Annotated in this window: 11 protein-coding genes; 1 reads left to right on the forward strand and 10 read right to left on the reverse strand. The window is 59.9% G+C overall.

Annotated elements, in window-relative coordinates:
- Positions 1-49 precede the first annotated feature (49 nt).
- From AC1DWM_RS03600 to arnB, 8 genes are read right to left on the reverse strand one after another with little or no spacing between them, the layout of a single operon-like run.
- Entirely contained in the window at positions 50-1,429 is a 1,380-nt protein-coding gene (locus tag AC1DWM_RS03600) for a UDP-glucose dehydrogenase family protein (RefSeq protein WP_411741837.1), read from the reverse strand.
- On the reverse strand, positions 1,426-1,827 hold the full coding sequence (arnF, locus tag AC1DWM_RS03605) for a 4-amino-4-deoxy-L-arabinose-phosphoundecaprenol flippase subunit ArnF (protein WP_223513658.1): 402 nt from the start codon (positions 1,825-1,827) through the stop codon (positions 1,426-1,428). The genes AC1DWM_RS03600 and arnF overlap by 4 nt, the downstream gene beginning before the upstream one ends.
- Entirely contained in the window at positions 1,824-2,168 is a 345-nt protein-coding gene (gene arnE, locus AC1DWM_RS03610) for a 4-amino-4-deoxy-L-arabinose-phosphoundecaprenol flippase subunit ArnE (protein WP_223513661.1), read from the reverse strand. Before arnE ends, arnF begins: the two co-directional genes overlap by 4 nt.
- The gene (gene arnT / locus AC1DWM_RS03615) at positions 2,165-3,811 is read right to left on the reverse strand and encodes a lipid IV(A) 4-amino-4-deoxy-L-arabinosyltransferase (RefSeq protein WP_223513664.1); all 1,647 of its coding nucleotides are present in this window, start codon (positions 3,809-3,811) and stop codon (positions 2,165-2,167) included. The genes arnE and arnT overlap by 4 nt, the downstream gene beginning before the upstream one ends.
- A complete protein-coding gene (gene arnD / locus AC1DWM_RS03620) occupies positions 3,808-4,692 on the reverse strand; it encodes a 4-deoxy-4-formamido-L-arabinose-phosphoundecaprenol deformylase (protein WP_223513667.1) in 885 nt (294 codons plus the stop codon). Before arnD ends, arnT begins: the two co-directional genes overlap by 4 nt.
- On the reverse strand, positions 4,692-6,683 hold the full coding sequence (gene arnA / locus AC1DWM_RS03625) for a bifunctional UDP-4-amino-4-deoxy-L-arabinose formyltransferase/UDP-glucuronic acid oxidase ArnA (protein WP_477794635.1): 1,992 nt from the start codon (positions 6,681-6,683) through the stop codon (positions 4,692-4,694). Before arnA ends, arnD begins: the two co-directional genes overlap by 1 nt.
- A complete protein-coding gene (gene arnC, locus AC1DWM_RS03630) occupies positions 6,680-7,699 on the reverse strand; it encodes an undecaprenyl-phosphate 4-deoxy-4-formamido-L-arabinose transferase (RefSeq protein WP_477794636.1) in 1,020 nt (339 codons plus the stop codon). Before arnC ends, arnA begins: the two co-directional genes overlap by 4 nt.
- Positions 7,696-8,844 carry a UDP-4-amino-4-deoxy-L-arabinose aminotransferase gene (arnB, locus tag AC1DWM_RS03635; protein WP_477794637.1) on the reverse strand — a complete coding sequence of 383 codons (1,149 nt, stop codon included), beginning with the start codon at positions 8,842-8,844 and terminating at the stop codon, positions 7,696-7,698. The genes arnC and arnB overlap by 4 nt, the downstream gene beginning before the upstream one ends.
- A 385-nt stretch (positions 8,845-9,229) precedes the next feature.
- On the opposite strand from arnB, the gene AC1DWM_RS03640 reads away from it, so the two are divergent.
- Positions 9,230-10,168, forward strand: coding sequence for a site-specific integrase (locus AC1DWM_RS03640; RefSeq protein WP_317849360.1), 939 nt, complete (start codon positions 9,230-9,232; stop codon positions 10,166-10,168).
- Positions 10,169-10,170: 2 nt separating this feature from the next.
- Here AC1DWM_RS03640 and AC1DWM_RS03645 read toward each other — a convergent pair whose 3' ends face one another.
- Together AC1DWM_RS03645 and AC1DWM_RS03650 are read right to left on the reverse strand one after the other, a co-directional pair.
- Positions 10,171-11,241, reverse strand: coding sequence for an ABC transporter ATP-binding protein (locus AC1DWM_RS03645; RefSeq protein ID WP_223513675.1), 1,071 nt, complete (start codon positions 11,239-11,241; stop codon positions 10,171-10,173).
- A complete protein-coding gene (locus AC1DWM_RS03650) occupies positions 11,238-12,836 on the reverse strand; it encodes an ABC transporter permease (RefSeq protein WP_223513677.1) in 1,599 nt (532 codons plus the stop codon). Before AC1DWM_RS03650 ends, AC1DWM_RS03645 begins: the two co-directional genes overlap by 4 nt.

The raw sequence follows: 12,836 nt of genomic DNA on the forward strand, positions 1-12,836 counted from the left end.
GCCAGTAACCCGACGCCCAGGGAGTGCTGTCGGGTCGATGATGATGGGATCAAGCGACGACCGAATCAGCGGGCCATTGCTGATGCGGAATCGGCAGGTTGCGCGACTCACCACGGCCCATCGGGAAGTACTTGAAACCGCTGCGTTCAAGGCGTTCGGCGTCGTACAGGTTACGCCCGTCGAAAATCACCGGCGCGTTCAGACGCTGCTGGATCAGGTCGAAATCCGGCGCTTTGAACTGCTGCCACTCGGTGCAGACGATCAAGGCGTCGGCGCCCGACAAGACGGATTCCGGTGTGCCCATCAGCATCAGTTTCGACTCGTCAGGGTACAGGCGCTGGGTTTCCTGCATGGCTTCCGGATCGTACGCTCGCACGTTGGCCCCGGCAGCCCACAGCGACTCCAGCAGGACCCTGCTCGGCGCATCGCGCATGTCATCGGTATTGGGTTTGAACGCCAGGCCCCAGACGGCAAAGGTCTTGCCGCGCAGGTCGCCACGGTAGAACGCTTTGATCCGCTCGAACAGCTTGTGTTTCTGGCGCTCGTTGATTGCTTCCACTGCTTGCAGCAGGTCGCTGGAGCAGTGCGCTTCCTGGGCGCTGTGAATCAGTGCGCGCATGTCTTTGGGGAAACACGAGCCGCCATAACCGCAGCCGGGGTAGATGAAGTGGTAACCGATACGGGAGTCGGCGCCGATGCCCAGGCGTACCGATTCGATGTCGGCGCCCAAGTGCTCGGCCAGCTCGGCGATCTGGTTTATGAAGCTGATCTTGGTGGCCAGCATGCAGTTGGCGGCGTATTTGGTCAGCTCGGCGCTGCGCAGGTCCATGAACATCACGCGGTCGTGGTTGCGGTTGAACGGCGCATAGAGGTCGCGCATCACTTCGCGGACTTCGTCACGTTCACAGCCAATGATGATCCGGTCCGGGCGGCGGCAGTCGGCGACAGCCGAGCCTTCTTTCAGAAACTCGGGGTTGGAGACGATATCGAACTGCAGCACGCGGCCGGCCTTCGTCAGGCATTTGTCGATATGGGCGCGCAACGCGTCACCCGTACCCACCGGCACCGTGGATTTCTCCACCAGAATGACCGGTTGTTCACGATGGCGTGCCACGGCATCGCCGACCGACATCACGTAGCTCAGGTCCGCCGAGCCGTCGTCTCGGGAGGGGGTGCCCACTGCAATAAACAGGACCTGGCCATGCTGCACGGCCATTTTTTCGTCGCTGGTGAATTGCAGTCGTTTGGCTTCCAGGCTTTCGCGCACCAGGCTGGCAAGCCCCGGCTCGAAAATGCTGACGTGGCCTTGTTGCAGCAATTCGACTTTCTTCTCGTCAATATCCATGCAGATCACATCGTGACCGACTTCAGCCAGGACAGCTGCCTGGACCAGGCCCACATAACCGCTACCAAATACACTGATTTTCATGACGCATCCCTGAGTTCGGTCGCACGAACTGAACGAGAGTTGATGATGATGACCCCGAGCATGACCAACGCCACCCCGAGGGTTTTTGAAAGACTGAACGTTTCGTTAAACAGTGGCAGGCTGGCGGCCAGCAGGTACACCAGCGCGTAGCTGATGCTCAACAGCGAATAGGCCCGCCCCAGCGGCAGGTCGCGAAGGGCGGCCAGCCAGCAAAGCATCGAAAGGGCGTAGGCGATAATGGCGCTGAGCACGACCACTATCGCGACCGGGTCGATGCTGGCTGTTAACCAGTGGTCCGGTGAGGGCAGGCGCGTCATGCTCCAGCGCATGCCCAACTGTGCGGCGCTGACCAGCAGCACACTGCCCATGGCGAAGGTAATTCCGCGACGCAGGCTCATGCGTGTTGCCCCAGCAGAACCACGCCACCGATCACCAGTGCCACACCCAACCAGTGTTGGCGGTCGATCGTTTCATGGAAGACAAAACGGGCGACCAGTGTGACCAGCACAAAATTCAGACTCAGCATCGGGTAGGCAATGCCGACTTCAAGTCGCTGCAAGACCAGCAGCCAGACCAGCAAACCCGTTCCCAGCGCCGCAAGCGCCAGCCACAGCCAGGGCGAGCGCAGTTTTTCGGACCATCCCGAAGCCTGGTCGCGCCAGCTCTCTACGGCGAATTTCTGAGCGATCTGACCCAGGCACGTCAACAGACACGCGACCAGAACCAGTAGCAGGCTCATGGCGCCACCTGAGGGAAAATCAGAATCACCAGATTGCCCTGTTCATAGCGTTTACCGTCCTTGGGCAACCGATCGAGTTCCTGCAACTCTTGCTCACCCTTGACCCGCATGACCACACCGACGGAGCCATTGCGGCGGGCGTTTTGCATCCACAGCTCAACCTGGCCGACGGTGACTAGCTGCTGAGCCGAATCAGGATAGGCAAGACCGTATTTCAATTCGCCTACCGAGCTGTAAAGGAACACATCCGGGTGCTTCATGCGCCAGGCCAGAGCCGACGCGGCGCCGAGATCGTTGCTCAGCAGTTTGCCGGTTTGCGACAACTCATCCATGTGATGGAGGATGAATTGGTCGGGTGTCTTGTTGGCGACCACCGAATTGGGCAGGCCGGCGGGAATCAAACCGATCAGCAGCAGACTGCCGAACGCCGGGGCGGCCCAGCATTGCAACGGCCTGAAGGCTTGCAGCAGGTTGGCCATGATCCAGCCGATCAAGCCAATGAACACCAGCACCAGGTTGTGCAGTTCATGGTCGTACAGCGGTTTTTTCAGTTGCAGGTAGACCAGGGCAATCAGGACAACCAGGCCCAGCACCAGGTTGAGCAAACCGTTGATCCCCAGTACCCGGCCCTGTTCCAGCTTCAGTCGATCAGCCAGTGCATGACCCAAGAGCAAGGCCAATGGCAGCAGGCACGGCAGGATGTAACTCGGTAATTTGCCTTTGCTGATGCTGAAAAATACCAGTGGCATCACCATCCACAGCAGCAGGAAGCCGATACTGGCCTGGCGTCGGGTTTGCCAGGCTTGTTTCAGTGCCGACGGCAACAACGCCACCCACGGCATACTGAAAGCGACTAGCAGCGGCAGGTAGTACCACCACGGCTCTTCATGCTGAGCGTCGTCACCGGCAAAGCGGCGAATGTGCTCGTGCCAGAAGAAGAACCGCCAGTAATCGGGCTCTTGCGAGTGAACCGCCAACACCCACGGCAGGCTCACCGCGATGGCCACGACAATTGCCACGGGGCCGTAGATCAGCAGTTCTTTCCAGCGTTTTTGCCAGATCATGTAGGGCAGGGCGACCAGTACCGGCAGCAACCAGGCGAGAAAACCCTTGGTCATGAAGCCCATGCCGCAGGCCAGTCCCAGTACTGCCCAGCCGAAAAGGCGCTGACGACCGACGCTGTCCAGGGCAAACCACAAACCGACCACGCTCAGGTTGACCCAAAAGGTGAACTGCGGATCAAGGTTGGCATAACCGGCCTGTGCGGCGATGACGCTGAAACTCATGTAGAGCAGCGCGCAGGCAAAACTCTTGCGCGGGTCGTTCCACAACCGGCGGGCGATCAGGAAGCACAGCAATACACTCAGGCCCAGGCTCAGGGCCGAGGCAAACCGCACCCCAAACAAGTTCTGACCGAACACGGCCTGGCTTGCAGCGATCATCCAGTAACCTGCCGCCGGTTTTTCAAAGTAGCGCACGCTCATGAAGTGCGGCGACACCCAGTTGCCGCTCAGGAGCATGTGCTGACTGATCTGGGCGTAGCGGGTTTCGTCCGGAATCCACAAACCATGGGTGCCCAGCGGCAGCAGATAGGCGAGGACGAACAAGACCAGCAGGAGGGGTAGTGCCCAGCGTTTGCTCATGCTCCTTGCACTCCCAACCAGCCTTCGCGGCCTTCAAGCGCGCCGCGTACGACACGTCCTGAGGGCAAGGTGTTGGGGGCGTCGGGCAGCAGATCGCCCAAGGGCTGGAAATGAATGTCACGCTGGCGTGCATCGGCCAGCAGCTGACGGAAATCGTTGGCCATCAGAATCCCTTCTACTTCAGCATGAATGGTGTAGACGTTGAGTTTTTCGGGGGAAAAGCGCTCAAGAATGAACGCGTTGAAGTCCTCGGCTGCGACAGTTGGACCGACCACCTCATCGAAGGTCGGCAGATCCACCGGTATTTGTGGTGCACCTAAACCACCGCCTGCCAGAGTCGGTTGAAACAGGCTGCGCCCACGGCAATCGCTGTTGTAGCGAAAGCCGAACGCTTCTTTGGCTTCGATCACACGTTCGTCCGCGCGCCAACCGGCAGCGGCCGAACAGTCGACCTTTTGCCCGAGGATGTCGCTGAGCGTGTCGACGCCCTGGCGGATCTGCTCGATCAGCTGTGCGTCGCTCCAGCGTCCGGCGTTGGCCTGCCAGCCATGGTGATCCCAGGCGTGCAGACCGACCTCATGCCCCGCGGCCTGAGCCTGGCGCATCAAATGCCCCAGGTCCCGGCCAATCGGTTTGCCTGGCCAGGCGGTGCCGGCCAGCAAAATGTCCCAGCCGTACAGCCCGGCAGCGTTGGAACGGAGCATTTTCCAGAGAAACTGCGGGCGGATCAGGCGCCACAAGTGGCGCCCCATGTTGTCCGGCCCGACGCTGAAGAAGAACGTCGCCTTGACCTGCGCCTCGTCGAGGATTTCCAGCAGCCGAGGCACCCCCTCACGGGTGCCTCGGTAGGTGTCGACATCGATTCGAAGGCCTGCCTGCATCAACGCTTATCCGCGATTTCGAGCATGGCCTCGCGCAAGAAGAAATCCAGCGTGTTGCCAATGGTCTCGCTCATCTCCACGGTTGGCGTCCAGTCCAGCAGACGCTTGGCGTTGGCGATGCTTGGTTTGCGGTGGGACACGTCCTGGTAGCCGGTGCCGTAGAACGCTTTGCTTTCTACGTCGCGGAAACCGGCGAACGGTGGGAAGTTGTCGCGCAGCGGGTGAGCTTCGAACTGACGCAGCAGTTCTTCGCCCAACTGACGAATGCTCGCTTCGTTCTCCGGGTTGCCGATGTTGATAATCTGACCGTTGCAGGCGTCATTTTCGTTGTCGATGATTCGCGCCAGGGCTTCTACGCCGTCAGCAATGTCGGTAAAGCAGCGCTTTTGCTCGCCGCCATCGAACAGGCGAATCGGTGTGCCTTCCACCAGGTTCAGGATCAACTGGGTGATAGCCCGGGAGCTGCCGATACGCGCCGAGTCCAGACGGTCCAGGCGTGGGCCCATCCAGTTGAAAGGGCGGAACAGGGTGAAGTTCAGGCCTTTCTGGCCGTAGGCCCAGATGACCCGGTCGAGCAATTGCTTGGAGATCGAGTAGATCCAGCGTTGCTTGTTGATCGGGCCGACGACGAGGTTGGAGGTGTCTTCGTCGAAGTTCTGGTCCTGGCACATGCCATAGACTTCCGAGGTCGACGGGAAGATCACGCGCTTGTTGTATTTGACGCAGTAGCGAACCAGTTTCAGGTTTTCTTCGAAATCCAGCTCGAACACGCGCAGCGGGTTGCGCGTGTATTCAATCGGCGTGGCAATTGCCACCAGCGGCAGGACTACGTCGCACTTCTTGATGTGATATTCGATCCACTCGGAGTGAATGCTGATATCGCCTTCGACGAAATGGAAGTTCGGATGGCTGCGCAGGCGGTCGATGGCGTCCGAACCGATGTCCAGGCCGTAAACCTCATACTGGTCGTCGCGCAGCAGGCGCTCGGACAAGTGATTGCCGATGAAGCCGTTGACGCCGAGGATCAGTACACGGGTGCGGCGTGGCTTACGCCCGGATTCGGCGCCGCGCAGGACGGAACCGTCGACCAGGCCCAACTCGTTGGCCAGTTGCGGGCCGCTCAGGTACAGACCGTTGTCGTTACGCTGACCGGCGGTGATCACCAGCGAGTCTTCGCCGCAAGCGATGCGCAGTGGGTCGACGCTGATCACTCGGCCTGGTGCCAAGCCTTCATTGCCCTTGGCAACTTCGGCGCTCCAGACAATCAGCTTGTGCTCGCCCACATCGCAGAACGCGCCCGGATACGGCTGGGTCACGGCGCGGACCAGGTTGAACAGTTCTTCCGCTGACTTCTTCCAGAGCAGTTTGCCGTCGGCCGCAGTGCGGCGACCAAACACCGTGGCTTTGGATTCGTCCTGAGCCGTTTCGGTGACTTTGCCTTGCAGCAAGGCGGGCAGGGTGTCGCGCAACAGGTCGGAGGCGGCCACGCGCAGTTTGCCATGCAGGGTCACCGCGGTGTCGCTGCGCTCGATGGCAACCGCTTGCTGGGCGATGATCGCACCGGCGTCGGCACGCTTGACCATACGGTGCAGGGTCACGCCGCTTTCAGTTTCACCGTTCACCAGCACCCAATTGGCTGGCGCGCGGCCACGGTAGCGTGGCAGCAACGAGCCGTGCAGGTTGAACGCGCCGTTGCGGGCGGTGGCCAGCAGCGGTTCACTCAACAGGTGGCGGTAGTAGAACGAGAACAGGTAATCGGGGTTGAGTTTGGCGATGCGCTCGATCCACAGCGGATGGTTGGCATCTTCAGGAGCATGCACCGGGATGCCTTTTTGGGCACACAACTGCGCAACGGAACCGTAAAAGGTGTTTTCTTTCGGATCATCGGCATGCGTAAACACGGCGGCAATTTCAAAGCCGGACGCGAGCAGGGATTCGATACCGGCACAACCAATATCGTGGTAGGCGAAGACAACAGCTTTTACGCTCATGAGAGAACCTGATCGGAAGAAGTGGAAGTAAGGCCGTCAACGGTGACAACGGGAGCGGGCGCGGCGGGTTGGCTACGCAAAACTTTTTCGACAAAGAAGCGGGGACGGGCGCGGACGTCGCTGTACATGCGCCCCAGGTACTCGCCCAACAGACCCATGCCGATGAATTGCCCTCCGGTGAAGACGAACAGCACGGCGAACAGCACGAACGAACCGTCGCCGGCCCACTCAGCGCCGAACGCCAGGCGCAAGATAATCAACGCGAACGCGAACAGCACGCCCAGACCGGCCATGGCGAAACCGACGATGCTCAGCAGCCGCAAAGGCGTGGTGGTCATGCAGGTGATCAGGTCGAACATCAGGTTGACCAGGCGCATGGGGCTGTACTTGGATTCACCGTGTTCACGCTCGGCATGCAATACCGGGATTTCGGTGGTGTGCCGGGCAAAACTGTTGGCCAGGATCGGGATGAAGGTGCTGCGTTCGCGGCAGGCCAGCATCGCGTCGACGATGGTGCGGCGGTAAGCGCGCAACATGCAGCCGTAATCGCTCATGGCAACGCCCGTCGAGCGCTGAACGGCCAGGTTGATCAGCTTCGACGGCCAGCGACGCAGCGCGGAGTCCTGACGGTTGTTGCGCACCGTGGCGACCACGTCATAACCGAGTTCTGCCTGGGCAACCAGTCGCGGAATTTCTTCGGGCGGGTTTTGCAGGTCGGCATCGAGGGTGATGACGACATCACCTTTGCAGTGTTCGAAACCGGCCATGATTGCCGCGTGTTGGCCATAGTTGCGGTTGAGTATTACCGCGACCACCGGGCTGCCCTCGCGACTGGCGGCCTCTTCGAGGATTTGCGCCGAATTGTCTCGGCTGCCGTCGTCCACCAGGACGATTTCGTATTCATGGTGCAACTGCTGGCACGCCGCTTCGGTACGCCGAAGCAACTCGGGCAGGCTGTCTTGTTCGTTGTAGACCGGGATAACAACCGATACGCAACGGATTGGGTAAGGTTTCACTGAGATCTGTCCATAACATTTTCAATGGCATCGACCACACGATTGACATCATCGGTGGTCATGTCCGGGAACAAGGGAATCGAACACAGCCGTGCCGAATTCCATTCGGTGTTGGGCAGGTAAATGTTCGGGAAACGCTGACGATAATACGTGTGCAGGTGCGTGGCTATAAAGTGGATGCCGGTGCCGATGTTCTGTTCTTGCAAGCCCCTCATGAAGGCTTCACGGTCCAAGCCGCAGCGCTCGGCGTCGATGCGCAGGATGAACAGGTGCCAGGCGTGTTGTTGCGGATAGGTTGGCACCGCCAGCGGTTGCACGGCAGAGCCTTCCAGGCGTTGCAGGTACGTTCGCGCCAGCTCGGTGCGTTTGGCGTTGATGTCGTCCAGACGCTCCAGTTGCACCAGGGCGATGGCGGCATTGACGTCGGCCAGGTTGTATTTGAAACCCGGTTCCATCACTTGCGCCTGAGGCTTGCGGCCGTGGGTCATGCGGTCGTAGGCGTCGACGCCGAGGCCGTGAAACTTGAGCATGCGCACCCGGCTGGCCAGCGCTTCATCGTCGCTGACGAACATCGCGCCTTCGGCGCAGGTCATGTTTTTGATGGCGTGGAACGAGAAGATCGCCGTGCCTTTGTTGCCGACGTGACGACCTTTGTAGAAGGTGCCGGCGGCGTGGGCAGCGTCTTCGATCACAGGAATGCCGTGTTTGTCGGCGAGCGCATACAGCGGGTCGAGGTCGAAGGCGGCGCCGGCGTAGTGCACTGGAATGATGGCTTTGGTACGCGGGGTGATGGCCGCCTCGATGCTTGCGAGATCGCTCATCAGTGTGTCGCGGTCAACGTCGACGAACACCGGGGTGGCGCCCAGCAGGCAGATCATGTTGGCCGTGGACACCCACGTCTGCGAAGGGGTAATGACTTCGTCGCCCGGGCCAATGCCCAATGCCAGCAACGTAATATGCATACCACCGGTGGCCGAAGAAAGTGCAACGGCGTGCCGACACCCGACATAGTTGGCGAACTGCTCTTCCAGTTGCTGGTTTTTTGGCCCGGTGGTGATCCAGCCGGAGCGCAATACTTGCTCTACCGCTGCAATTTCTTCATCGCCGATACTGGGACGGGAGAAGGGGAGAAACGCCTGACTCATGGGCACCTCGGGCTGGAATTGAACGTACATTGTTACCGGATGTATTGGATCCAAGGCAAGCGTAGTCGATAAAAAATAAGCTGCTTCAATCGGTTACACAAAAAGTGTGACAAATCGCATCAATTGACTTTTTCTGTTCCGGTCGGCACGTTGGAGGCTTGTGAGGGACCGTCGCGGCTCATTGAGGGTAAGCTCTATTTCGTGAAAGGAACATGAAAAACCGGTCGGCAAATCGTTTATCCGAGGGTTATACAGGCGCTGTTCAGACTCTTGCCGCTCATCGCGACTTTATAAGAAAAGTCCTTCAGAAGTCTTCGCTTTACATGAGGGATGTTTTCAATCCTTAGTTGTATTACTGCAATGTTTTTACTCAAGGCCGTCTCGTTTGATTGACTTACCTGTTACCCATCCCGTTGCTTCAACGACCAATCCGTTGACTTTGTACCTGGCCCGGCTCGCACCTTCCAGTCAGCTGACCATGCGTTATGTTTTGCAGGATGCCGCGGACCGTTTGGGCTTCGACGACATGAATGTCGAGGAAATCCCTTGGCATCAACTTCAGCCAGAAAATGTCATTGCGCTGGTCGCAGCGTTACGCGAAGACGGCTACGCGCCCAACACCTCTTCGCTGTACGTGAATGCGGTACGCGGGGTGATGAATGAGGCGTGGCGCATGAGCTTGATCAGTCAGGATCATCTGCTGAAAATGCGCTCGGTCAAAGGGATTGCCGGCACCCGTTTGTCCCAGGGGCGTAACTTGCGGCGCACGCTAATTCAGGAGTTGATGGCGGTGTGTGCCGCCGATCCACGACCACAAGGATTACGCGACGCGGCGATCATCGGGATTTTGTACGGTTCGGGGATGCGCAAGTCCGAGTCGGTGAACCTGGACCTGTCACAGGTCGATTTTGCCGAGCGCAGTCTGCGGGTCACGGCCAAGGGCAACAAGCAATTGATCAAGTACGCGCCGGCCTGGGCCTTGGCCAAACTGGAGGCCTGGCTGGCGTTTCGTCGATCACAGCTCAAGGAAGGCGAGGTGGACGACCCGTTTCTGTTCAACCGCATCCGTCGTGGCAGCCATATCACCCGCGATCGAGTGACCAAACATGCGATCTATTACATTGCGCGCCAGCGCGGTGCCGAAGTCGGGGTGAAGATCATGCCGCACGATTTTCGCCGTTCGTTCATCACCCGCGTCATCGAAGAGCACGATTTGTCGATCGCGCAGAAACTGGCGCATCACAGCAATATTCAGACAACCGCCAATTACGATGTGCGCGATGACAATGAGCGGCGCCGCGCAGTGGACCGCTTTGACCTTTAACGTTATGACCCGCTGAACACGTGAGCATGGCCGATGGTTGAGACGTGGACCGCGCTGCCGGCAGGGGGCGCATACATGCCCGAACTGCGTACCGTTAATGACCGGCCGGACTGTTCGCCGCGAGTGGGTGCCTGTAATTCCACGGTCAATGTGCAGGTGTTGCCGCTGAAGTCGCGTTCAGTCACTACAGCGCGGCACCCGGACATTTCGGTGGGGCTCGGCTGGATGCTGACGAGTTGTAATTGCTCGGGGCGCAGCATGATCTGCGCCGAATGGTTGTTGCGGTGGTTGTTCACCGGTATCCGGCCGAGGTCGCAATGCGCCCAGCCAGCTTCGATTTTGGCGGGCATGACCACGGCATCCCCGAGAAACAGCGCGGTTTGTTCGTCGTCGGGGTAGCGGTACAGATCCAGTGGATGGCCTGACTGCACGAGCCGACCGCCGCGCATCACTGCCAGTTGATCGGCAAACGACAGGGCTTCGCTCTGATCATGGGTGACCAGGATGGTGGTGACACCCGCATCGGACAGCAGTCGGGCGACCATTTTGCGCATGGCGCCTCGAAGGCCGGTATCAAGGGCGGAAAACGGCTCGTCCAGCAGCATCAAGCGCGGCTGTTGCGCCAACGCCCGCGCCAGCGCCACCCGCTGTTGCTGGCCGCCGGAGAGTTCATGGGGCCAACGGTGGGCCATGCTTGCATCCAGGGCCACGCTGTCCATCAGCTCAGCGACACGATGGTTTTTTTCGCCGCCCTTGACCGAAAGTCCGAAACCGATATTGGCAGCCACGGTCATGTGCGGGAACAGGGCGCCGTCCTGGGGAACGTAGCCAATCAGGCGCTGATGCGCAGGCACCTCGTGAGTGGCGTCGACGAGCGTCTGGCCATTGAGTGAAAGACGGCCGGAGTCCGGGAATTCGAAGCCGGCGATCATCCGTAATAACGTCGTTTTACCCGAGCCGGATGGGCCGACAATCACCGTCCGGCTACCAGCGGGCACCGACAGGTTGATGCTCTCCAGCGCCTTTTGGTCGCCGTAAGACTTGGATATGGCATGCAGTTCGAGAGCGTTCATCGGCCAGCCGTTCGTTTGGATTGGTGATAAAGAAGTCCGGTTAACGGAAGCGACAGCAGGATCATCAACAGGGCATAGGGGGCGGCAGCGGCATAGTCGATTTCGCTGGTCATGGCCCAGAAACCGGTGGCCAGGGTGCGCGTACCATTGGGCGCGAGCAACAGTGTGGCGGTGAGCTCGTTGGTGATCGCCAGAAACACCAGCGCAGCCCCGGCGGCAGCCCCCGGCGCGGCCAGGCGCAGAGTAATCAGCCACAAGGCCCGCCCCGGCGAGCGGCCGAGACTGCGTGCGATATTTTCCAGTTCCACCGGTGCCTGGGCAATTCCCGCCCGTAAACTCACCAGGGCACGGGGCAAGAACATCAGCAGATACGCCAGCAGCACGGTGATCGTGGTCTGGTAAATCGGTCGGGCAAAATGGATGGTGAACGTTACCAGGGCCAGGGCGACGACAATCCCAGGCAACGAACTGGTGATGTAGTTGCAGCTTTCCAGTACCCGCTGTAACCGGCCGGGAGAGCGAATCGATAGCCAGGCAATCGGGATCGCGGCGCAGGTGGTCAGGACTGCACCTGCCGCGCCGAGCTGCAGTGTCTGTTGCAGCGCCGGCATCAGTTCGTCCAGTTGCCAGACCTGTGTGCCGCCCGCGATCAGCCACTTGCCCAAGGTGATCAACGGCACACCCAGCGCCAATGCGCAGGTGAAGGCTTGCAGCAGCAGGCCGAGCATTTTTGCCTGCCAGTCCAGGCGCACAACCCGTTGCGTGCGAGCGCTTCCCGACCCGACCCTGGCGTAACGCGCCGTGCCGCGAGCGGCGGACTCGGTGGTCAGCATCGCCAGGCAACACAGGGCCAACACACTGGCCAGCATATTGGCGGCAGGGCCGTTGAAGGTGGATTTGAACTGGTCGAAGATCGCCGTGGTAAAGGTGTCGAAACGGATCATCGCGTACAGGCCATATTCAGCCAGCAAATGCAGGCCCACCAACAACGCTCCGCCGCAAATGGCCAGGCGCAGTTGCGGCAGTACCACACGGAAAAAAACCGCCCACGGCTTGAGCCCCATTGATTCGCCAACGTCTTCAATAGCCGGGTCAAGCCGGCGCAGAGTGGCCGCAATCGGAAGGTACAGGAACGGGAAATAGGCAATGACCGAGACCAGGACGCCAGCAGGCAACCCGTGAATCGATGGCACCAGGCTCACCCACGCATAGCTGTGAACAAAGGCCGGCACGGCCAGTGGCGCCGTCGCCAACAGTGACCACCAGCGTCGGCCTGGAAGGTTGGTGCGCTCTGTCAGCCAGGCCAGCGCCAGGCCGAGCATGACGCACAACGGAATGGTGATCAGCACCAGCAACACGGTGTTGATCAGTAATTCAGCGACACGAGGTCGAAAGACCAGCGGCACAATGGCCGCCCAGCCTGTCTGGATCGACACGCCGATCACGAAGGCAATCGGCAACAGCGACAGGAGCGAGACCAGTACGGACAGACCGATCACCCACACGCCGCCGCGACCTGCGAAAACACCCCGGGAGCGTCGTCGCAAGTTTGCGGGTATCGCCGTGGCGACACCCCCTGGCAAGGTTTCAGGCAT

The organism is Pseudomonas sp. P4_C8, assembly GCF_056401975.1.

What these genes read in the sequence shown, in the direction of transcription:
- AC1DWM_RS03600 (WP_411741837.1), bottom strand. Translation starts at nt 1,429, where the DNA reads ATGAAAATCAGTGTATTTGGTAGCGGTTATGTGGGCCTGGTCCAGGCA.
- arnF (WP_223513658.1), bottom strand. Translation starts at nt 1,827, where the DNA reads ATGAGCCTGCGTCGCGGAATTACCTTCGCCATGGGCAGTGTGCTGCTG.
- arnE (WP_223513661.1), bottom strand. Translation starts at nt 2,168, where the DNA reads ATGAGCCTGCTACTGGTTCTGGTCGCGTGTCTGTTGACGTGCCTGGGT.
- arnT (WP_223513664.1), bottom strand. Translation starts at nt 3,811, where the DNA reads ATGAGCAAACGCTGGGCACTACCCCTCCTGCTGGTCTTGTTCGTCCTC.
- arnD (WP_223513667.1), bottom strand. Translation starts at nt 4,692, where the DNA reads ATGCAGGCAGGCCTTCGAATCGATGTCGACACCTACCGAGGCACCCGT.
- arnA (WP_477794635.1), bottom strand. Translation starts at nt 6,683, where the DNA reads ATGAGCGTAAAAGCTGTTGTCTTCGCCTACCACGATATTGGTTGTGCC.
- arnB (WP_477794637.1), bottom strand. Translation starts at nt 8,844, where the DNA reads ATGAGTCAGGCGTTTCTCCCCTTCTCCCGTCCCAGTATCGGCGATGAA.
- AC1DWM_RS03645 (WP_223513675.1), bottom strand. Translation starts at nt 11,241, where the DNA reads ATGAACGCTCTCGAACTGCATGCCATATCCAAGTCTTACGGCGACCAA.
- AC1DWM_RS03650 (WP_223513677.1), bottom strand. Translation starts at nt 12,836, where the DNA reads ATGCCTGAAACCTTGCCAGGGGGTGTCGCCACGGCGATACCCGCAAAC.